Here is a 22,493-nt window from a genome sequence, read left to right as displayed (position 1 = left end):
AAAATTTAAAATAAGTAAAGATTATGCTCTTTTTAAAACCATTTTCTTGTGAAAAGATTGATGAGTGTTTCCGGTCGGAATGTGGCAATAAATCGGATTCGTTCCGCATAATTTTGTTGGCCAATTTCCCACCCATTTCCGGAATAGACAGGAAAAAATAACTCGAAATAATCGGTTACCAGGTTCAAACGGATTCCGCTATCGTAAACAAACTTTGTTGGAATACCCTTGTTTTTCATTAAGCCGGCATCGCCATAAGCATCTATCCAGTTCCAAATAGTATAGCATGCATTGACTGTCGTCATCCAACGGTTTGCAGTTCGGGTTTCGAGCATTGATTTGAAAAAACCATCAGACATAATCAACTGCTGGCTGAAAACTCCCGAAGTTTCTGAACGTCCTATGTATTCACTTTCAAAAAGATAATCCGAAGGTCGGTCAAGGCCAAAATCAAAATAGCTGGAAGTGGTTTTATTGTGCAGAAAAGTTCCGGCAAAAACACGAAGGTTTAAGGTGCGGTTATTGTCAAAAAGCTTGCGGTACTGCACTTCGGCGGCTAATTTCCCAAAGTTCTTTTCATACTGAAAATCACCTAAAAACTGAATATGGTTGGTAAATTCTGTTTTAGTATTGTAGTATTTGGCATTGAAAACCGAATAATTTTCGCTATTTTCAGAAACCGTAAAAGCAGTCTTTTCTTTGCTCACAACGATTTCCTTAAAAACAAGTGTTTGCTTTCGGTTGTCCCTAAAATTATCAGGCCTGAAGAACATGAAAATTGTCGGTGCCAGTTTGGTGTAATACGCGTCTGGCGCATAATGCAGATAATGCCCGCTCATGATGTATTTTATCGAATACAGATTGCTTTCCCGATTATACTGATTGTACAATAAGGCTGCTTTACCGGACAGATTCTGCGTTTTGGTGGAAATTGTTGGATTAATGTCAAAGTTGAACGGTTTGTCCAAAAGCGTCTTGTTGTGAAAACGCATTCCCGGCAAAAAGCCGTCGTATAAATTGTATTCCAGCGTCGGAATGTAAATCACCTGATTGTAATAGGGATCTTCCAAATCCTTAAAGAAATTAAACTTTACAGGCCGGTTCAAATGAAAATTACGCAAAGAACGCCAGTTGTTCCTTCGGTTAAATTCGGGAACTTCATTGTTGTAATTGATGACAATTTTGTCGGCATTATTTCTCGGAAGCTTGTAAATGCTGTCGGCAGCAATGGTATCATACCATTTTTTGAAAACGACTTCCTTACCTTTTATTCCATAAACTGAAATAGGAACATCGGTTTGGGTTTTGTTTTTTATCGAAAAACCAACGCTGTCCTTTGTTTGGGTAACCTTGTCAAATTTGTAATCAATGATGTCGCGTGAAGCAATCATTTTGTCAAAAAACCAATTGATTTTCTTAGGGGAATTTGCCGTCAGGATGTTTTCAAAATCGGAGCTATTGGTTTGCCGGGTTTTGTTCAAAGTATAAAATTGCTGGATGCTTTTTTGAACGACATTATTTTCAAGGTAATGATCCAAATAGTTCAGGCTGAGTCCGGCCTTGTATTTTGAAGCAATTTTTTCATTGAACTTTATCAAAGTATTTTTAGGATTTGTCAAAGGTTGGTCCAAATTTTTTCGAGCCATCAGCATGGAAAAATAACTATACTGCCCATTAAAATCGAGCGAAACCAAATTGTAGCCTTTCAAAAGTTTCAGCTTGGCCACACTTCCCATCATCTTGCTGTCGGGATGGAATTCCTCCATGTATTTCATCATTAAATACGTCTGGATTCCATCGTAAACCCAACTGTCCCTGCGCTGGTCCAGTTGCAACGAAGTATGCAGGTAGTTATTGACATAAGTCTTCAAAAATTTAATTTCATACAAAAACTCATCTGAAAACGGACTCATGAATAACGGCAGCTGATTCAGTCCGTAAAACGGATTCCGGTCGTAATCGGTTTGCGAAACCGTTATTTTCTGGTTGGGATATTTACCCAGGTTTTCATTGACGTAAGTGACGATTTTATCCACAACAATCGCTCTTTGGATGTCATTCAGCTTATTGCCTTTTATATCTGAAATTACTTCAAGGTCACCATTTTTATAGACTTCGAAATCTTTTTTTGTATCAATGAAAAGGTTGAAATCCAAACGGTTTTTCCCCGAAAGATGATAAACATTAGCATCTTTTCCGACCTCATTCAAATCGGAATACAAATTGAAATTTTGAGGAACCGTAACATCAACTTCATAATCGGAAACCGCATTGGCAGCATCGTCAAGATTCAGGTTGTTGTATTTTATAAAGCCTTTGTTTTCATAGCGTGCAGGAATAAGAAAAAAATTCTTTAAGTACATTTTCCCATTCTCGCCATAACCGTATTTCGTGAATTTATCACTTGGGATTTTTACGGTATAATTTAAGGAAATCTTGATTTTTTGATTGGGCAGTAATTTTTCCTTTAATTGGATCAGGATTACATCAGGAATATTTGAATCCCTTTCCCATGTCAATGCTGTATTGGTTTGGTCATTAACTGAAATAGCGCTGGTTCTTCCGCGTTCTTTTTCTTTTGCCAAATGAAAACTCCTTTCAAACTCATCCGAAAACCGCGCAGCCATTGCTGTGTTTTTTGACGAATAACCATTCATCCAGTCGTTTAAAACGATTTGGGTTAAAGTGTCATTCGTCTGATTAAAATAAGTCAATTCCTGTTGAACCTTTAAAACCTTTTGCTCAAGGTCGACATTCACAACCATTTTGGAATTGTGTTGCGAAAATATGGCCTGGCTAGCAAGCAATAAAAGAATTAAGGCTTTTTTCAATGGAATTTATTTTGGATAAAATCGTTTAAAATAATGCTTGTAAATAATCGTGCGCCATCAACATTCATGTGGCCACAGGAAGCAAAATCTTTGTCATCGGTTACTTTGTTTTCATAATTATACACTTCGGGATAAACCGATTTGATGCTGTTAAAATAGGCATCAGATTGGCATTCCGGGCACATAGGCGTTGCAATGGCAATCAAATGGATATTATTCTTTTTACAGATTGCCTTGATTTCCTCGTAGGCAAAATTGCGTTTTGGTTTATAATCCGAAAGGTCATATTTCATATTCCGTCCTTCGCCTTGTAATGGGAAATAACCAAAATTATCCAATGCATTCGATTTTTTATTGGTCAAAGAGAAGAACATTTCCCTAAACCCAATCTTGGCGTCGCCTTCAATGTACCTATAAAACGGAATGTACAATAATTTATTGTACGATGCTTCGGTTTTGTAATGGTTGCGTATCGTTTCAGAGCAATGAAGGTAAGGCATGTACAAAGCTTTGGTACCTTCGGATTTGGAGTTGCTGTTCAGGTTCAAATCGACATCAAGGAAGATGTTTTTTATTTTGTAATTGCGCTCGAGCATCAGTTTCAAAAGCAATGCAGTCTCGTCTAATTTAGAGCCACTCATTCCAAAATTATAAGCCTTGATTCCTTTTTCGTCAAAGAGTTTCGCCATCATGTGGTTTTGTGTCCGCGACGAACCCATAAAAACCACGTCAAAGTTTTTGCCTTTGGAATTGTAAACGTATTCTATTTTGTTGCGCTTAGACGAATTCACATAAATCATGGTATACAAAACGTCAAGCACAACTGCCGAAAGCACAACTATGACTAATAATTTGGCTATAAAAACAACAAACTTTTTCATTAGAATTGAAAGTATATAAAGTTTTTATAATCAGTGAAAATTCCCAATGCGACAATTGCCATAATGCTCAAACTCACTTTCAGCCAGGAATATTTCCCCGAAAGCGGCTCAATTTTATAGCGGTTGTTCCATTCGACCATTACAAACAGAAGTATCATAATGATGATTTCGTAGTTGTAACGCTCGAAGCTGAAATATTGAGGAGCAAAATGCAAATCAGTCACCATTCGCTGGATGTAGGCAATGGCATCGTGTATTGTTTTTGCCCTGAAAAATATCCAGGCAAGACAGGTTATCGTAAACGTGATGAGGATATTAAAAAGTATCCGCAACGATTCCAAATTAAAAGAAATTTTGAAAGCCTCAAGATTGTTTCGGCTTCGGTTCAATACCAATAAAGGAATAAAATACAAGGCATTGATCAATCCCCAGGCGATGAAGGTCCAATTGGCACCATGCCAAAATCCGCTGACCAGGAAAATGATGAACACGTTCCGGATTTGGAACAATTTGGATCCTCTGCTTCCGCCAAGCGGAATATAGATATAATCGCGGAACCAGGTTGTTAAGGAAATGTGCCACTTGCGCCAAAACTCGGCGATATCCCTTGAGAAATAAGGAAAGTCGAAGTTTTTCAATAAGTCGATTCCGAAGAGTTTGGACGTTCCCAAAGCAATATCGGAGTAACCCGAAAAGTCACCATAAATTTGGAATGCAAAATAAACTGCGCCCAAAACCAGCGACAGCGAATTCATCGAATTATAATTGTCAAAAACCGCATTCGCATACATCGCGCAGGTATCGGCAACGACCACTTTTTTGACCAAACCCCAAATAATCTGGTAGATTCCTTCTTTGGCTTTTTCAAAATCGAATTCGCGTTTGACCTTTAATTGGGGTAAAAGATGTGTTGCCCTTTCAATTGGACCGGCAACAAGCAAAGGGAAATAACTTACGAACAGGAAATAATCGATAAAATTTTTCTCCGCTTCAATTCGTTTAAAATAAATATCGATGATGTACGACAAGCCATGGAATGTATAAAACGAAATCCCAACGGGAAGTATCAGTTTGAGAAGAAGAGGGTCGAGGTGCAATCCGAAACCGCTGGCCAATTCGGCAAACGAAACCGCAAAGAAGTCGTAATATTTGAAAATCCCAAGAAAGGCAAGGCTGATGATTACTGTCATCCAAAGCCAAAATTTGCGTGAAAATTCGGCTTTGCTTTCTTCTAATTTGAGTCCGGAAAAATAGACCAGCAAAGTTGAAAAAAGCAGTAAAAACATAAACCTCCAATCCCAGCACGAATAAAAATAATAACTCGCTACCGTTAGAACAATATTTTGGGAAGTCTTGGATTTATTGGGAATAAACCAATATGCCAAAAACACCACAGGCAGAAAATACGCAAATTGTAGTGAGTTAAAAAACATATTGGTTTATGATTTGGTTCTAGAAGTTCGGACTCAGATTGTACTTTTTGTAGAAGTTATCCAAAACTTCAACCACTTCGTCTTCGGTGTCTACAATTTTAATCAGGTTCAAATCGTCGGGATTGGCATTGTGTTCCTTGTCAATCATCACGGCTTTAATCCAGTCGAATAATCCTGCCCAAAATTCAGAGCCTACAAGGATGATAGGGAATTTTCCAATTTTTTTGGTTTGGATTAGGGTTACCGCTTCGAATAATTCATCTAGTGTTCCAAAACCACCAGGCATTACTACAAATCCCTGAGAGTATTTTACAAACATTACTTTGCGGACAAAGAAATAGTCAAAATTCAGGTTTTTATCCTTATCGATATACGGATTATAATGCTGCTCAAAAGGCAGTTCGATGTTCAGTCCAACCGAAGTTCCTGCGCCATTATGGGCACCTTTGTTTCCGGCTTCCATGATTCCGGGACCACCGCCAGTAATCACTCCATATCCGGCCTTACTGATTTTATAGGCAATTTTCTCAGCCAATAAATAATATTTTGTGTCGGGCTTTGTTCGAGCCGAACCAAAAATGGAAACACACGGACCAATTCGGGCCATCGTTTCGTAACCATTTACAAACTCCGACATGATTTTAAAAATTGCCCAGGAATCGTTGGTTCGTATTTCATTCCAGGGCTTTTGGATTAATTTATCCTGAATCCTGTCATCATCATTGGTGTACTGTTCTTTCATTTCAAAAATTTTAAGCGCGCTAAAGTAGTTATTATTTTAAATTTTGAATTATAAATTTTAAATTATTGGGTTTCATTTAGGATTCAAAATTTAGGATTCAAAATAGGATTTACTCCAATTCCTTCTTTAAAAACGGCGCAGTGTAGCTCTTTTTATTTTTTGCAATTTCTTCAGGAGTTCCTTTGGCTACAACTTCACCGCCGCCTTTTCCGCCTTCCGGACCAATATCGATGATATAATCTGCCAGTTTGATTACGTCCATATTGTGTTCAATAATCAAAATGGTGTTGCCTTTGTCAACCAATTTGTTGATAACGTCCATCAATACCCGAATGTCTTCAAAATGCAATCCGGTCGTAGGTTCATCCATGATGTAGAAGGTGTTTCCGGTATCTTTTTTGGATAATTCGGTAGCAAGTTTGATACGCTGTGCTTCACCACCGGAAAGCGTTGTGCTTTGCTGTCCCAAAGTGATATAACCCAAACCAACATCCTGAATCGTTTTTACTTTTCTGTAGATTTTCGGAATGTTTTCAAAAAACGGAACTGCTTCGTCAACGGTCATATTCAATACATCTGAAATCGATTTTCCTTTGTAACGGATTTCCAAAGTTTCCCTGTTGAAACGCTTGCCCTGACAGGTTTCACATTCCACATAAACATCAGGAAGGAAACTCATTTCAATAGTACGAACACCAGAACCTTCGCAGGCTTCGCATCTTCCGCCCGAAACATTAAAGCTAAAACGACCTGCTTTGTAACCGCGGATCATGGCTTCGGGAGTCTGCGTATACAAACTCCTGATTTCCGAAAACACATCGGTATAAGTTGCAGGATTTGAACGTGGCGTTCTTCCAATCGGGCTTTGGTCGATGTCGATTACTTTGTCGATATGTTCCAAACCTTCAATTTTTTTATAAGGTTGTGGTTTTTTGACACCGTTAAAATAATAGGCGTTTAGTATTGGATATAAAGTTTCATTAATCAATGTCGATTTACCGCTTCCCGAAACTCCGGTTACGCAAATCAGTTTGCCCAAGGGCAATTCAATCGAGACATTTTTGAGGTTGTTTCCCGTTGCGCCAGTCAGTTTCATAAACTTTCCGTTGCCTTCACGGCGTTTTTTGGGAACTTCGATTTTCATTTTTCCGTTAAGGTATTGGGCTGTAATCGTATCTTCTTTCAGTAATTCTTTTGGTGTTCCTTTACTGATAATCTGGCCACCATATTTTCCGGCTTTTGGGCCAATGTCAATCACATAATCGGCACGTTCTATCATGTCTTTATCGTGTTCCACAACCAAAACCGAATTTCCGATATCGCGTAATTGCTCCAACGAATGAATCAATTTCTCATTATCTCTTTGGTGCAAACCAATGCTTGGTTCGTCCAAAATATAAAGCACACCAACCAATTGCGAACCGATTTGTGTTGCCAAACGGATGCGCTGTGCTTCACCGCCGGAAAGCGATTTTGAACTTCGGGCAATCGAAAGGTAATTCAGGCCAACATTGACCAAAAAGCGCAAACGGTCTTTGATTTCCTTGACAATTTCGGTGGCGATTATTTTTTGTTTTTCATTTAAATGATGGTCCAAATCCTCAAACCAATTCGACAATTCAGAAATATCCATAGTCGATAATTCGAAGATGTTTTTTTCATAAATCCTGAAATACATTGCCTCTTTTTTCAAACGCGAACCATGGCATTCCGGGCATTCCACTTCGTCCATGAATTCCTTTGCCCAGCGTTTTATGGATGTAGACGGACTTTCATCGTATTGGTTTTTGATGAAATGCGAAATCCCTTCAAATTCAATTTTGTATTCTTTGGTAATGCCCAATGTTTTGGATTCCACTGAAAATTTTTCCTTTCCGCCATACAGGATAATCTGCATTGCTTCTTCGGAAATGGCCTCAATAGGATCTGTCAGGGCAAAGCCAAATTTTTCGCCAATGATTTCCAACTGCTTGAAAATCCAGGAACTTTTGTATTCACCCAATGGAGCAAAACCTCCATTTCTGATAGACAGTTTCGGATTTGGGATTATCTTTTTCAGATTGATTTCGTGTACTGTTCCCAAACCTTTGCAGTGTTCGCACGCACCTTTTGGCGAGTTGAACGAAAACAGATTCGGTTCCGGATTTTGATAGGATATCCCTGAAGTTGGGCACATTAAGTTCCTACTGAAATAACGCACTTCATTCGTGTCCTGATCCAAAATCATCAATACATCTTCGCCATGGTACATTGCGGTTTTGATGCTTTCGGCCAAACGTTTTTCATTTTCTTCATTGTCCTCAATCACCATTCGGTCGATGACAATTTCGATATCGTGGGTTTTGTAACGGTCGAGTTTCATTCCTGGCAATAAATCCTGTACCTCGCCATTGACGCGTACTTTCAGGAATCCCTGTTTGGTAATTTGCTGGAATAATTCGGCATAATGCCCTTTACGCGCACGGATGATTGGCGCAAGGATATTAATGCGTTTTCCTTTGAAATTCTGGATGATCAATTCCCTGATTTGGTCATCGGAATACGAAACCATTTTTTCACCAGTCACATAACTATAGGCTTCACCGGCACGAGCATACAGCAAACGCAGGAAATCATAAATTTCAGTGATGGTCCCAACGGTAGAGCGCGGACTTTTACTTGTGGTTTTTTGCTCGATGGCAATTACCGGAGATAATCCGTCGATTTTATCAACATCAGGGCGTTCGAGCCCGCCAAGGAATTGACGCGCATAAGCCGAGAAGGTTTCAATGTATCGACGCTGGCCTTCGGCATAAATCGTATCGAATGCCAAAGAGGATTTTCCCGAGCCGGAAAGACCGGTAATAACGACCAGTTTTTCCCTCGGAATCGTAATGTCAATATTCTTCAGATTGTGAACCCGTGCACCAAGAACTTCAATTGTATTTTCGGTATCTAACATAGCAATTTTGCAAAACGCAAAGGTAGTGTTTTACAGCGAGTTTTTAAATACAGGGTTCAGAAGTTATTGTTAAAAGATGCTAATCAATTATCATCTCTTTCAATCGCTGGCGGTAGCTTTCCAGGACATCGATTTTGGAAAGAAAACCAAAATATTTTCCCTTGTAGATTACAGGAAGAATCGACGCTTTTGATTTTTCGAATAGCGCCATTATTTTTTCGGGTTTGTCTTCAAACAGGATGAGCTCTTTGGGCTGATGCATTATCTCAGGAATGGTCATGAATTTTATCTTAAGCGGATTGAAGATAAATGCCCGGACTTCTTCAAAAGCTACAATACCCACCAGATTTTTATTGTTATCAATAATCGGAATGACTTTCTGTTCGGTTGTTGAAAAAATCTCTACGATGCTTTCGATGGAAGATTCCGGTGCTAATGTTTTATAATTCTGCTGCACCAATTTATAAAAATTGATACTCTGCAGGATGTTCTTGTCTTTGTCGCTGGTGAAAACATCGCCTTTGTCCGCCAGTGCCTTTACATCCATCGAGTGTTTTTCAAATTGCTTCGAAACCGCATAACTCACAGAAGAAACAATCATTAACGGAACCATCAAATCATAACCGCCGGTAATTTCGCCAATAAGGAAAATCGCGGTCAAGGGTGCATGAAATAAACCACTCAGGATTCCGGCCATGCCAACAATCGTAAAATTGGCAATCGGTAAATGATGGGTGAAATTGAGCAGGTTTACTGTTTTGGCTACAAAAAAACCAAGATATGAACCCACAAAAAGCGAAGGCGCAAAGTTGCCACCGTTTCCGCCACTTCCTAAAGTCAGTCCGGTTGCAAATGCTTTGAGCAACATCGTAACTCCAACAAACGCGAGCAAAACCCATTCGCTTTTGAATTGTTCGAGCATGGTATTGTCCATTAAAACTCCGGGGTTTTTGGATGCCAATATTTTGATGCTTTCATAACCTTCACCAAAAAGTGTTGGGAAAAAGAAAATCAGGACGGCTAAAATCGTAGCGCCAAATAAGGCTCTCCGATACCCTTTGTTTTTGAAGGTTCCGAAAAACTTTTCCACTTTTTGAAAATTGCGGGCATGGTAAATAGAAGCTAAACCAGCTAAAATTCCAAGTAAAATATAGTAAGGAGTATTGTGATAATCAAATTTTAAAGTTTGTTCGAAATTAAGTATTGTGTCCGAACTTAGTGATACTTTTGAAATTAAGGCGCCAGTTGCAGCCGATATGATGATTGGGATAAAAGCTGAAATCGAAACATCGGTCAGAACGACTTCAATGGCAAATAAAACTCCGGCAATGGGTGCATTAAACGCAGCTCCAATTCCGGCTGCGACACCACAGGCCAAAAGAAGTATCCGATCTTTTTGCGAGAGATGGTATTTTTGGGCAAAATTGGAACCAAAGGCTGCTCCGGTAATCACAATCGGGCTTTCCAATCCGGCTGAACCACCAAGTCCAACGGTTAAGGAACTTGTCACGATTTGCGCATACATTTGCTTTTTGGGAACTATTCCACCTTTTCGGGCAACGGCATAAAGGATTTTGGAACTCCCTTTTTCGAGGCTGTTCCCAAGGAAATTCCGAATGACAAATACCGTCAGCAAAATCCCGGCAATCGGAAGCAAACTGTTGATATAAGGCAATTTTAAAAATGCGTTGATATCATTGGCCCAAAGGAAAATATTGTGGGCAAAACTTTTAAGGATGATTACGGCAAAAGCGCAGGTGATTGCTACTACGACACTTGCAAAGTAGATGAAGTTCCGTTCGCTTACCTTGTCTTTCAAAAGGAAAATTAAATTCTCGGCTCTTCTGAGAATACTCCTTAAAATAATTTTAAAACTGGAAGCTTTGTTCTTTGACATTTATTCAATCTTTGAATCTGCTAAAATACTCCTTAAAAATAGTATTTCACAACATTAAACTCATAAATTAAGGGAATCTTTAAAATCCGGCAGCTTTGTCATCTCCACGATAATCGGCACCACCTTCGAGTTTGCCATTGGGCTGGACCAAAATCGCGTCGACTTTTCCAAGAACCGGTGCAAATTTTTCATTGATTTTATAGTTTTTCGCATTTAGGCTGTCAAGGGTTGGCTTGTCAAATTTCCCGGGCTCCACCATAATGTCATCGGGCAGCCATTGATTGTGGAATCTTGGAGAATCAACCGCGTGCTGCATATCCATGTCAAATTCATAAACATTTAAAATTGTCTGCAACACCGAAGTGATAATTGTTGAACCACCAGGAGAACCCAAAAGCATCAGCAGTTTGCCGTTTTTTTCGACAATAGTTGGCGTCATGGAGCTGAGCATTCTTTTTTGTGGCGCAATGCTATTGGCTTCGGCACCAACCAACCCATAATAATTTGGCACACCGGGTTTTGATGAAAAATCGTCCATCTGGTTATTTAAAAAGAATCCCAATTCGTCACAATACAATCGCGAGCCATAAGGACCATTTAAAGTCGTGGTTACCGCAACAGCATTGCCTTCGGCATCAACAATAGAGTAGTGGGTGGTTTCATTGCTTTCATAAACGGCAACATTCCCGTGGCTGACTTCTGAAGACTGCGTTGCTTTTTCAAAGGAAAAGTTTTTCATACGGTCTCTCAAATAAGAATCATCGAGCAATTGCTTTTGTGGGATTTTGACAAAATCGGGGTCACCCAAAAAATAATTCCTGTCGGCATACGCCCTTCTTTCGGCTTCCGCCAAAAGCTGTAGGTATTGAGTGGAATTGTGCCCCAGTTTTGAAACCTCATAAGGTTCAATCATTTTCATGATTTGCGCCAATGTAATTCCACCGCTTGATGGTGGCGCCATTGAAATTATCTTTAATTCCCTGTAGTTGAAAGTTATCGGCTTGCGCCAAACGACTTTGTAATCGGCTAAATCCTTCATCGAAATGATGCCGCCTTTTTGTTTTAGGAACGCCACCAATTTTTTAGCGGTTTTTCCTTTGTAGAATTCGTCTTTTCCGTTTTTTAGGATTTGTTTCAGCGTGCTGGATAAAGCAAGGTATTTTATTGTATCACCAACCTGAAAGTTTTTGTTGTAAAGTGTTTGGTCTCCACTAAGGGTGACAATAATATTGCGGTATTCATCGAGTTTTTCTTTTTGCTTTGCGGATACGATTACCCCTTTCTGGGCTAAATCGATGGCGGGTTGAAATAAATCTTTCAGTGGTAATGTTCCTAATTTTTTATGGACTTCAAAAATCCCGGCAATACTTCCCGGAACGCCTACAGATAAAGCACCATCGGTACTCAGATTTGGAATCACATTGCCATTTTTGTCTAAATACATGTTTTTGGATGCTTTTTGTGGAGCTTTTTCCCGAAAATCAAGTGAGCCGAAATCGCCGTTGGCTTTGCGATACACCATAAATCCGCCACCGGAAATATTTCCTGCATAAGGATAGGCCACCGCCAAAGCGAGTTGGGTTGCAATCATGGCATCAAAGGCATTTCCGCCTTTTTTGATAATTTCGATGCCAATTTTGGAAGCTTCCTCACGTGCGGAAACGACCATTGCTTTTTCGGTAACGAGGCCTTTTTGGGAATAAAGAAAAAAAGGAATCAGTAAAAATAGAACCAGGTACTTTTTCATGCATTCAGCTCTTTTAATTTTTCAATGCAATGCTGGCGCAATTCTTCGAAAAAAAGTTTGAATTCTGTTTCAAATTCAGAATAATATTGTTGCAGTTCCACCATTGATTCATGCATGTCAACTCGGTTTTTGGTGCGATGGTCCATTTGGAACATAATCATTTCCAAACCTGCTATGGTACTGTAACTTACAAGCCAGTTCCGGGCGACCATATACGGCATCATGCCTTTGACCCTTTCGGTAAGCACATCGTAGTGTTCCTTTAATAAATGATAGAAATTATCCGCATAATCTTCCAGGTTTTCATCGGAATAGCTGCTCCAGTTTTTGGCCAAAAAATGATCGTAGAAAATATCCATAATTACACCCGAATAATGCCCGTATTTTTCGTGTAGGCGATGTTTGCTCTGCCTGTAAACAGGATGCATATCGGTAAAACTGTCGATGGAACGATGCAGTAAAATCCCTTTTTGGATTTCCTCAGGATACACATCATAACTATGCCCGCGAATGCTGTCCGCCATAAAATTCCCGATTTTTATTAAATCGTTATCACCGGAAAGATAAATGTGTGCAAGGAAGTTCATGTGCCTAATTTAGGAATTTTAAATTATAAATTTTGAATTTTAAATTAGAATTGAAAATTGGCATTCTTTATATTTGTAAACCATTTAAAATTTATAATTCAAAATTCAAAATAATAAAAATGACTTTAATCAAATCCATATCGGGAATTCGTGGAACCATTGGCGGTAAAGTGGGCGATAACCTAACGCCTGTTGACGCTGTAAAATTTGCTTCGGCTTATGGAACCTTCCTGAAAAACAATATTAAAAAAGAGAAACTGACCGTTGTAATTGGCCGTGATGCGCGTATTTCCGGGCCAATGATTCATAATTTGGTGATAAATACCTTAATCGGATTGGGGATTGATGTGATTGATTTAGGTTTGTCGACAACTCCAACAGTTGAGATTGCCGTGCCTTTAGAAAAATCTGATGGTGGAATCATACTGACAGCTTCACACAATCCGAAACAATGGAATGCTTTGAAATTACTGAATGCCAAAGGAGAATTCCTAAGTGGTAAAGAAGGCGAAATGATTTTGGAAATTGCAGAATCAGAAGCTTTTGATTTTTCAGATGTGGATTCTTTGGGAGAAATTACCGTGAATGATGCGTATATGGACATCCATATTGATGAGGTTTTGGAATTGCCTTTGGTGGATGCAGCGACTGTGGCCAAAAGGAAATTCAAGGTTGTCGTTGATGGTGTGAATTCTTCGGGTGGCATCATTATCCCAAAATTATTGGAGCAAATGGGAGTGGAATGCGTAAAATTATACTGCGAACCCAATGGGCATTTTCCACATAATCCCGAACCTTTGAAAGAACATTTGGGTGATATCTGCAAATTGGTTGTAGATGAAAAAGCCGATTTCGGAATTGTAGTTGACCCTGATGTTGATCGTTTGGCGTTTATTTCCAATGACGGCGAAATGTTTGGCGAAGAATATACTTTGGTTGCCTGCGCCGATTATGTGCTCAGTAAAACTCCGGGTAATACGGTTTCCAATATGTCGTCTTCACGTGCGTTGCGGGACATTACCAACAAACACAACGGAAGCTATCAGGCAAGTGCCGTTGGAGAAGTCAATGTGGTGGAATTGATGAAAAAAACCAATGCAATCATAGGTGGTGAAGGAAATGGAGGAATCATTTATCCTGAATCGCATTATGGAAGGGATAGTTTGGTTGGAGTGGCTTTATTCCTTACCCATTTGGCAAACCTTGATATGACTGTGGCCGAATTAAGAGCATCCTATCCTCAATATTACATGAGCAAAAATAAAATCGAATTGACGCCACAAATTGACGTGGACGCCATTTTGGCCGCGATGACCGAAAAATATAAAAATGAGGAAATCAATACGATTGACGGAGTGAAAATTGACTTTGCTGAAAATTGGGTTCATTTGAGAAAGTCAAACACAGAGCCGATTATCCGAATTTATACCGAAGCGCAGACACAGCAATTAGCCGATGATTTGGCATTGCGGATCATAGACGAGATAAAGGCTGTAGCCGGAATTTAAAAACAAAACCCTTTCCGATTGGAAAGGGTTTTTAATTGTAAATCCACATCAAAACTGGCTTTTTGCTTGCCTTGAGCATCGGATCGATTAGTTTCATATTCTCATTCGATATTGTTGGGCATCCCCAGCCTTCAGCAGTTCCGTCAGGATAAACCTCTTTTTCTGAAACTTTTTCCCAGGAATGGAAAACAATGTAACGGCTCTGCGCGTTGCTGTTGGTTTTTTCCAATCCGTGCAAAACATATTTAACATTGATTCCCCAATCGCTCCAGGCTCTTTGACCGATTTTATATTTTCCCAAAGACGATTTATGGCTTCCATCTTCATTGCTAAAACCTGGCTTTTCCTTTGACCAGTCCTGGCTCCACGGATAATTTCCGCATCCATGCCCAACGAGCATTTTCATCGAAATAGTATCTTTTTTGAAATCATAAAGGAAAAAGCGGTTCAATCCCGAATGAATGCTCATATCAATGAGTATGCAGAAATCCTGATTGTAACCGTTCTTTTTGCAAAAAGACAATGCTTCTTTTGCTTTTTCGTCAATAGCTGAAACATTGATTTTTGGCTTGTGGTTTTTGGCAACAGCCCTGTTGTATTTAGTATATCCAAACGCAGTGGCGGCAATGATTAAGAGTAGTATGATAATTTTTTTCATTTGATTAAGATGAAGAATGATTGACTTATTTATCTAAACGTAAATAATGAAAAAAAAGTATGCCCGGATTCAAAATAATACCAATGAAATTAATATTATTGCTATTTCCAAAATCTGAAATCAATACTGTATATTTGCTTTTATTTTATAAGGAATGGATAAGAAGACAGAAGAATTTTATGCAAGATTGCGAGAGGAGTTGAACAATACTTCAACCTGGCCAAGTGAATACCTATACAAGTTCATTGTGCCAACAGATCCAAAAAAGATTGAGGAAGTTGAAAATGCTTTTGATAATCTGGGCGCTGTAATTCAGACTACACAATCAAAAACAGCAAAATACACCAGTATTTCGGTAAACGTAACAATGGAAAGCCCTGAAAGCGTGATTGAAAAATACGTTGAAGTGTCTACAATTGAAGGAATAATTTCATTATAATGGCTGAAAAGTATATAAAAGAAAATGCCAATGAGGTTGTATTCAATTTGGAATACAACGCAGAACGTCCGCATTTAATCATTCCGGAGTATGGCCGTCATTTACAGAAACTGATTGACCAGGCAACGATGATTGAAGACAGGGAAACTCGTAATAAAGCTGCCAAATATATCATTCAGGTAATGGGAAGTTTGAATCCGCACCTGCGTGACGTACTTGATTTTCAGCACAAATTATGGGACCAGATTTTCATTATGTCCGATTTTAAACTGGATGTCGATTCACCGTATCCAATTCCAACCCGTGATGTAATCCATCTCAAACCGGAGCGATTGGCCTATCCACAAAAAAATCCGAAATACCGTTTTTATGGCAATAATATCAAGTATATGATTGATGTTGCCAACAGCTGGGAAGAAGGTGAAATGAAAAGTGCCTTGGTGAAAGTCATTGCCAATCACATGAAAAAATCCTATCTAAGCTGGAATAAGGATACGGTTACCGATGCCGTTATTTTTGAACATCTTTATGAGCTTTCCGACGGAAAACTGAATTTACTGCAAAGTACAGAAGAACTGTTGACTACAAACGATTTGATGCGTACCAATAAAAAGATGTCAAATAAAAGCATGCCAATAAGCAACAAACCCAAAAACAATAAAAATGGCAAAAAGCCATTTGTAAAAAAAAATAATAACCAAAAATAGTTATGAGTTATAAGTTATAAGTTATGAATTCATTTTCTGACTATTAAACTCATAATTCATAACTCATAATTCATAATTAGAAGAAATGGGAACTTTTAAAATAGAAGGAGGCATCCAACTTAAAGGAGACGTACAACCACAAGGTGCAAAAAATGAAGCATTGCAAGTTTTGTGTCCTGCATTATTAACTTCAGAAAAAGTCAGGGTTACCAATATTCCGGATATTATCGATGTTAATAAACTAATAGTCCTACTTGGAAATTTGGGTGTTAAGATTCAAAAAAACGGAGTTGGGGATTACACTTTCCAGGCTGATGAAGTCAATGTTGATTATTTAAAAACCGAAGCATTCAAAAAAGAGGGCGGAAGTTTAAGAGGTTCCATCATGATTGTTGGACCACTTTTAGCACGATTTGGTTGTGGCTACATTCCGAAACCTGGTGGAGATAAAATTGGGCGTCGTCGTTTGGATACGCACTTTGAAGGATTCATTAATCTCGGTGCCAAATTCCGTTACGAAAGAGAAGACCATTTTTATGGCGTTGAAACTAAAGGAAGGTTAAAAGGAGCACACATGTTATTGGATGAAGCTTCTGTAACCGGAACGGCAAACATTGTTATGGCAGCTGTTTTAGCCGAAGGAACAACTACAATTTATAATGCTGCCTGCGAACCGTATCTGCAACAGCTTTGTAAAATGCTAAACTCAATGGGTGCCAAAATCACCGGAGTTGGTTCTAATCTGTTAACGATTGAAGGAGTTGAAAAATTAGGAGGATGTGAGCACCGAATCCTTCCGGATATGATTGAGATTGGTTCATGGATTGGCCTTGCGGCGATGACAAGAAGTGAAATCACGATCAAAAATGTAAGCTGGGAAAATCTTGGTGTCATTCCGAGTGTATTCAGAAAACTGGGAATCACTTTAGAAAAAAAAGGAGACGATATTTATATTCCGGCCCATACCAAAGGATACACCGTAAAAACCGATATCGACGGTTCCATCCTAACCATAGCCGATGCGCCTTGGCCTGGATTTACACCCGATTTATTGAGCATTGTTTTGGTTGTCGCAACCCAAGCCAACGGAGATGTATTGATCCACCAGAAAATGTTTGAAAGCCGTTTGTTCTTTGTGGACAAACTAATTGATATGGGTGCCAAAATCATGTTGTGTGATCCGCACAGAGCCGTAGTTATGGGCCACGATTTCAAATCGCAGTTGAAAGCTACGATTATGAGTTCGCCTGATATCCGTGCGGGAATTTCATTGCTGATTGCTGCGCTTTCGGCAAAAGGGACTTCTACCATTCAAAATATCGAGCAAATTGACAGAGGTTACGAACGCATAGACGAAAGGCTTCGTGCACTTGGAGCCAATATCGTAAGGGTATAATCCGATGAGAATCCTGAGTTTTTGCCTGCTGTTGCTGTTGGTGTCGTGCAAAACGACTTATCGCAGGGCGGATATCAATTCTATTTCTGAAGCAGAAAAAAATAAGGTTTATAATTTCGGGATAAAGAATATTAAAACTTGTGAAACGCGGCAATTTGTTCAGTTAAGCGAAAGAGAAGTTACTAAAAGCCTTGCCACACTTTCACTTGAAGAAATGCAGCACTTTTGTGATGTGATAGCAAAAAGAAACGGAAAGTTTATCGATATGACACTTATCGAAGTCATAGATGATACTTTTACAAGTAATTCCAAGATCTATAGGTACAAAGCCAATTTTGAAAAAAACGATTTTTTAAATGAAGTTAGGATTTGGCTCGGAACTGATGGAAAATTCCAGGGAATTATATGGAAAAAATGGGAAGACGAATACATCCCTTATAAAAAGAAGAAATAACAGAATCCCAATTGGAATGAAACCAATTGGGATTTTTTAATTACCACTCACTAAAAATCACACTGTCGTTAACTGCCGCGTGTGTAATATGTTTGCAACGCCTTCCGAAAGGCGCTAACGGAGTCCAGGATTTGGCATAAAATAATTTGATTTTTTTTCCTTCAAAATCTTTTTTGGCTTTCGCCAGATTGAACCCGTTTTCAAATCCGCGGTTGATGTAATAAACAGCCTTGTTGTTTTCCAATACAAAAACCACATCCTTAACGCCGCCTTCATACACTAATTTCACTTTTCCCGAAACCTTAACGGAATTTTCCATCGATGTATCTATAGCTGTTGATGCAATAATAACACAGCCAATAATGATGGCGATGATAATATAGATTACTTTTTTCATGATTTTGGTTTTAGTGTTAGTATCATAACGCATAAAACCAGATTTTATTATTCCAAAACATTCAGAAACTTCAACCCGAAAATAACACCATCGCCCTGATAGCCATCCTGATAGGCTCGGACATAATCAACGCGGAACAATCGGTATTTTCCAAAACCTAGATTATCCAATCCAACCGAGAATTCCTGATATGGCTTTCGGTCGGGAACGGCTAAGTTGTGAAAACCTAAAACCAGTTGGGACTGCAGGTATTTCAGCAACGGAATCTTATTCATAAAATACCCTTTGTCATTATGCTCAATGTGGGTTTCAAAATAACTGTCGTTGGTACTTGCAGCATAATAAGGCAGTAAGTTAAAGACATTGGTGTAATTATCAGCCTGCCCAATATGCGTTTGGTTTCCGTTGAAATGCCTGTAATCTACAAAAGAGATATTATCCCCGTTAAAGAATTTACCGCCTTTGAAAACAGACTGCAGGTTTCCTTTATTACCCAAAGTAACATCGTAATTGACTCTTGCTGCAAGAAAATCATATTCATAATTTTTATCGGTTGCTGCAAAAGTTTTTTCATAACCGATAGAAAGCGAAGGATAATCGTCGTTTGTGATATTGTACTTTCCGTCAGGACGTGTGATGTATTTTTGGCCAAAATTAAACCGCACGCCAATATTGGTTTTTACGAGGTTGTGTTTTGTTATTGCTGCCGAAGTTTCATCGTTTGGATCAAGAGGATTGTTGGAAGTATACAAATCATCGTTTTTGATGACGGTATAATCGGTAGTGTTGTATAAAGGTTTCCTTTCCGAATATTCTGCACCCACATTCATGTAAATCCCATTGACAACCTCCCTTGCGAAAGCTGCTGAAGCAAAATTTTTCTCATACAACTTCATGAAATTGTTCTTGAAAAATAGCGTGCTGACAGTATTTACAATATTCGAAATGGGATTATTGGCATTAAATTGATCGGCCGAACTTCCGCCCTGAAGGGTTAACAAACTATTGTTGGTGTTATTGAATTTATGCATGTAATATCCGGTTCCCCTAATTTTTTCTTCCGAAAAACCATATTCAAACCTCGAGCCAATGCGCGTGTAGGTTCGCGTGTCTTCGTCTCGTTTGGTGTACGATAACCCAGCATTGAGATTCCAGCCCTGAACCGTATTGAATGCTACCGAAGTGAGCGGTCCATCATAATCAAGTGACCATTTCTTAAAGGAGTTTTTATAGCTGTAGCCGGAAAGAATGTCCATTACCTTAAACTTGTTGTGCTTGGCATCGATGGAATCCAGATAGGTTTTCGATTTCTTTTTGGTCTGTAATATGTCTTTCTTTGTATAATCTGTAGATTCTTCTTCGGTCAACGGAACAGGGCGAATGGTGTTCCAAAAAGTATCTTCCTTTTTGTTGGCATTCTCTTCAAAAGAAATGATTTCACGGCTAAAGGTTTTTTTATCAAATTGCTTTTCAAATTCAAAATTGGAATAAACATACGTAAAACGTCCATTGACTTTGATGCTCAGAAAGCCCGCGACAAAGTCGAGTGTCTGTGTATTCTGGACCCAGATTTTGTTCAGTGAATTGTAACTATAACTTTGCTTCAAAGTCAGTTTGTCAATAGCCGGAGACTGCATTTGGTTTCCGGTAATTGACAAATCTGTAGCATAAATAGAGTGGGAGTCGTCTACAATATAAATGTAGCCTTCCATTACAGGTTCGTTATTCCTACGCGGAATCACTTTTATTTTATTAATCTGCTGCCTGTTTTCATTGTAAAATGAACCTTCGAATTTGTATTTATAATAATTGAAGGCATTGTCAGCAATTGGTGAAACCACGTTAATTTCAAACGGAAGGTAATTTTCATAGAAATCAAAGTTTACCGAAGCAGCATTGTTAAAGCTAAAGCCATTGTCCTTTCCGCTTACTTTGGAAGCCACAATGGTTTCCTTCATTTTATCGGGTTTTTGAAAGGTAATTTTGGAAACTGTTTCCGAGAGATAAATGATTCCGCTTCGGGTGGAGTCGAGTATTTCGTCAAAGAAATCAAATTTTTGCCCCATTATTGTTTTTGGCGCGTCTTTCAAGCGAATGATTCCGCGTGAATAAAAATCGGCCTTGAAGCGTGCTGTCTTCTCTGAGTTTTCCTTTTTGTGCTTAATGGCGTTTCGAATGATTTCGTTCGCCGGATTATCTTTCGGGTTAATCACTACTTCCTTCAGCGTGATGTTTTCTTCAACCAGGGTAATGGTCACGCTTTCCGCAAACTGATTTTTGCTGATTGTCTTTTTTACGGTTTTATACCCCAGGTATTGAAAAACGATGGTTGGATTCTCGGTTTTTACATTGAGGATGAACTTACCCATATCATTTGTCGTAGTTCCGTTATAGGTATTCTCTTCAAAGATATTTACAAACGGCAGCGGATTTCCTTTGTCATCAATAACGGTTCCTTTTATTTGTGCAAAGGATTTGAAAGCGATTAAAAGCAATAAAAGAGGCAGGAGTTTTTTAGGTAACATATATAGGTATAATGGTTATAGAAAAGATTGCAGTGCCAATTCGTAGCTTTTCATTCCGAACCCGATGATAATTCCTTTGGCATTTGCTGAAATAAATGATTGATGGCGAAAAGCTTCCCGCGAAAAGGTATTGGATATGTGAACTTCAATCACCGGACTCGAAATGGCTTTGACCGCATCACCAATACCTACAGAGGTATGGGTGTAAGCTGCAGCATTCAGTAGAATGCCATCATAAGAGAATCCCACTTCCTGAATCTTATCAATGAGTTCGCCCTCGATGTTGCTTTGATAATATTCCAAATCAATTTGAGGGTAAGCCTGCTGTAATTGCAGGAAGTAATCAGGGAAAGTGGTGCTGCCATACACTTCTGGTTCGCGTTTGCCCAGCAGGTTAAGGTTTGGTCCGTTTATGATGATGATTTTCATAATGAATGATGTTTTTAGTAAAAGTATGATAAACTTCGGAATATTAAAAGGCATTTCAAATAGTATTTTTTGGAAGGAAAAAGGCAGTAAAGTCGCTGTTTTGCCCTAATTACAGGCCTTGACGTTTTTTTGAACAAGATGTTTTTGTGTTGATATTTCCTATAAATACTTGATATGGAGTCAATTGTTGTCAACATCTTGTTGATAACATTGTTAATAACTGTAATATAGGGGTAGGATGATAGAAAAGGATTACTTATAAATTTGTTCATATTAATTTTAAAATTAAACAAACATGAAAAAAATTATTTTAACAGTAGCAGCAGTATTCGCTTTGACGTTTGCTAATGCACAAGACAAAAAAGAAAGCACTGGGGAAGGATTTTCTAACGGAGATCTTTACTTAACAGGTACTGTTGGTTTCAACAGCACTAAAGTAGGTGATTTCAAAGCTGACGGATGGGAATTATCTCCAGGTGTTGGTTACTTCATTGCTGATAACCTTGCTATTGAAGGAAAATTAAACATTATGGGTGGAAAAAACTACGAAGATGTTTTCAATGATGGAGATCTTTACGAAGTTAAAACTACAGGATTCGGTATTGCTGCAGGAGTAAAATACTTCTGGACTCCAGCAAGCAAATTCTCTCTTTCTATCGGAGGTAACTTATCTTACGATTCAGTAAAAAGAGATATCACTGGTTTAGGAGATTCTACTAGCAAAATCATTGGTGTTAACGTACCTCTAGGAATGAACTATTTCGTTTCTGATGACTTCGCTCTTACTGCTGAGTGGGGTGGTTTCGGTTACTCATCTAACGATAACGGTGGAAACGGAGCTGATAAAACTACATCTTTCAACTTAGGTGTTGATTTGTCTGCTATCAACTTTGGTGTGATCTACAAACTGTAATCAGTTTA

The 22,493-nt window shown here is 38.7% G+C and carries 18 protein-coding genes; 6 read left to right on the top strand and 12 right to left on the bottom strand.

The features are described from left to right. Positions 1-32 precede the first annotated feature (32 nt). From L1S31_RS12060 to L1S31_RS12025, 8 genes are all read right to left on the bottom strand, one after another. Positions 33-2,831 carry a gluzincin family metallopeptidase gene (locus tag L1S31_RS12060; RefSeq protein ID WP_370637877.1) on the bottom strand — a complete coding sequence of 933 codons (2,799 nt, stop codon included), beginning with the start codon at positions 2,829-2,831 and terminating at the stop codon, positions 33-35. Next, positions 2,828-3,712: a hypothetical protein gene (locus tag L1S31_RS12055; protein ID WP_236464993.1), complete on the bottom strand. Its 885-nt coding sequence runs from the start codon at positions 3,710-3,712 to the stop codon at positions 2,828-2,830. Before L1S31_RS12055 ends, L1S31_RS12060 begins: the two co-directional genes overlap by 4 nt. Beyond that, positions 3,712-5,145: an MBOAT family O-acyltransferase gene (locus L1S31_RS12050; RefSeq protein ID WP_236464992.1), complete on the bottom strand. Its 1,434-nt coding sequence runs from the start codon at positions 5,143-5,145 to the stop codon at positions 3,712-3,714. The genes L1S31_RS12055 and L1S31_RS12050 overlap by 1 nt, the downstream gene beginning before the upstream one ends. Positions 5,146-5,164: 19 nt before the next feature. After that, positions 5,165-5,887 (bottom strand): LOG family protein, encoded by a 723-nt coding sequence (locus L1S31_RS12045; protein WP_236464991.1) that lies wholly within the window; start codon positions 5,885-5,887, stop codon positions 5,165-5,167. A 109-nt stretch (positions 5,888-5,996) separates the two neighbouring features. After that, entirely contained in the window at positions 5,997-8,828 is a 2,832-nt protein-coding gene (uvrA, locus tag L1S31_RS12040; protein ID WP_236464990.1) for an excinuclease ABC subunit UvrA, read from the bottom strand. Between the two features lie 79 nt (positions 8,829-8,907). Further along, on the bottom strand, positions 8,908-10,725 hold the full coding sequence (locus tag L1S31_RS12035; RefSeq protein WP_236464989.1) for a chloride channel protein: 1,818 nt from the start codon (positions 10,723-10,725) through the stop codon (positions 8,908-8,910). Between the two features lie 79 nt (positions 10,726-10,804). After that, the gene (ggt, locus tag L1S31_RS12030; RefSeq protein WP_236464988.1) at positions 10,805-12,472 is read right to left on the bottom strand and encodes a gamma-glutamyltransferase; all 1,668 of its coding nucleotides are present in this window, start codon (positions 12,470-12,472) and stop codon (positions 10,805-10,807) included. After that, entirely contained in the window at positions 12,469-13,059 is a 591-nt protein-coding gene (locus tag L1S31_RS12025; protein ID WP_236464987.1) for an acyl carrier protein phosphodiesterase, read from the bottom strand. The genes ggt and L1S31_RS12025 overlap by 4 nt, the downstream gene beginning before the upstream one ends. Before the next feature lie 119 nt (positions 13,060-13,178). On the opposite strand from L1S31_RS12025, the gene glmM reads away from it, so the two are divergent. After that, a complete protein-coding gene (gene glmM, locus L1S31_RS12020) occupies positions 13,179-14,567 on the top strand; it encodes a phosphoglucosamine mutase (RefSeq protein ID WP_236464986.1) in 1,389 nt (462 codons plus the stop codon). Positions 14,568-14,598: 31 nt separating this feature from the next. Here glmM and L1S31_RS12015 read toward each other — a convergent pair whose 3' ends face one another. Further along, positions 14,599-15,225: a murein L,D-transpeptidase catalytic domain-containing protein gene (locus tag L1S31_RS12015; RefSeq protein WP_236464985.1), complete on the bottom strand. Its 627-nt coding sequence runs from the start codon at positions 15,223-15,225 to the stop codon at positions 14,599-14,601. 154 nt (positions 15,226-15,379) lie between these two features. Between L1S31_RS12015 and L1S31_RS12010 the strand changes: the two genes are divergently transcribed. The 4 genes from L1S31_RS12010 (at position 15,380) to L1S31_RS11995 (ending at position 18,221) form a co-directional block, all read left to right on the top strand. Next, positions 15,380-15,664, top strand: a complete 285-nt coding sequence (locus L1S31_RS12010; RefSeq protein ID WP_236464984.1) for a DUF493 family protein — start codon at positions 15,380-15,382, stop codon at positions 15,662-15,664. Next, positions 15,664-16,371 carry a DUF4290 domain-containing protein gene (locus L1S31_RS12005; RefSeq protein WP_236464983.1) on the top strand — a complete coding sequence of 236 codons (708 nt, stop codon included), beginning with the start codon at positions 15,664-15,666 and terminating at the stop codon, positions 16,369-16,371. Before L1S31_RS12010 ends, L1S31_RS12005 begins: the two co-directional genes overlap by 1 nt. Positions 16,372-16,456: 85 nt before the next feature. Further along, positions 16,457-17,767 carry a UDP-N-acetylglucosamine 1-carboxyvinyltransferase gene (murA, locus tag L1S31_RS12000; protein WP_236464982.1) on the top strand — a complete coding sequence of 437 codons (1,311 nt, stop codon included), beginning with the start codon at positions 16,457-16,459 and terminating at the stop codon, positions 17,765-17,767. 4 nt (positions 17,768-17,771) lie between these two features. Next, the gene (locus tag L1S31_RS11995) at positions 17,772-18,221 is read left to right on the top strand and encodes a hypothetical protein (RefSeq protein WP_236464981.1); all 450 of its coding nucleotides are present in this window, start codon (positions 17,772-17,774) and stop codon (positions 18,219-18,221) included. Positions 18,222-18,261: 40 nt separating this feature from the next. Here the strand turns inward: L1S31_RS11995 and L1S31_RS11990 are convergent, their stop codons facing one another. From L1S31_RS11990 to aroQ, 3 genes are read right to left on the bottom strand one after another with little or no spacing between them, the layout of a single operon-like run. After that, a complete protein-coding gene (locus L1S31_RS11990; protein ID WP_236464980.1) occupies positions 18,262-18,618 on the bottom strand; it encodes a hypothetical protein in 357 nt (118 codons plus the stop codon). A gap of 47 nt (positions 18,619-18,665) precedes the next feature. Then, positions 18,666-21,143 (bottom strand): DUF5686 and carboxypeptidase regulatory-like domain-containing protein, encoded by a 2,478-nt coding sequence (locus tag L1S31_RS11985; RefSeq protein WP_236464979.1) that lies wholly within the window; start codon positions 21,141-21,143, stop codon positions 18,666-18,668. Between the two features lie 15 nt (positions 21,144-21,158). Continuing rightward, positions 21,159-21,572 (bottom strand): type II 3-dehydroquinate dehydratase, encoded by a 414-nt coding sequence (aroQ, locus tag L1S31_RS11980; protein ID WP_236464978.1) that lies wholly within the window; start codon positions 21,570-21,572, stop codon positions 21,159-21,161. A 295-nt stretch (positions 21,573-21,867) separates the two neighbouring features. Here aroQ and L1S31_RS11975 point away from each other — a divergent pair, with 295 nt between their 5' ends. Beyond that, entirely contained in the window at positions 21,868-22,485 is a 618-nt protein-coding gene (locus L1S31_RS11975; protein WP_236464977.1) for an outer membrane beta-barrel protein, read from the top strand. Positions 22,486-22,493 lie beyond the last annotated feature (8 nt).

This window comes from Flavobacterium wongokense, from assembly GCF_021608265.1.
Taxonomy (GTDB): Bacteria; Bacteroidota; Bacteroidia; order Flavobacteriales; family Flavobacteriaceae; genus Flavobacterium; species Flavobacterium wongokense.
The sequence above is the reverse complement of the archived record's forward strand: the minus strand, read 5'-3'. Positions and strand labels throughout refer to the sequence as shown.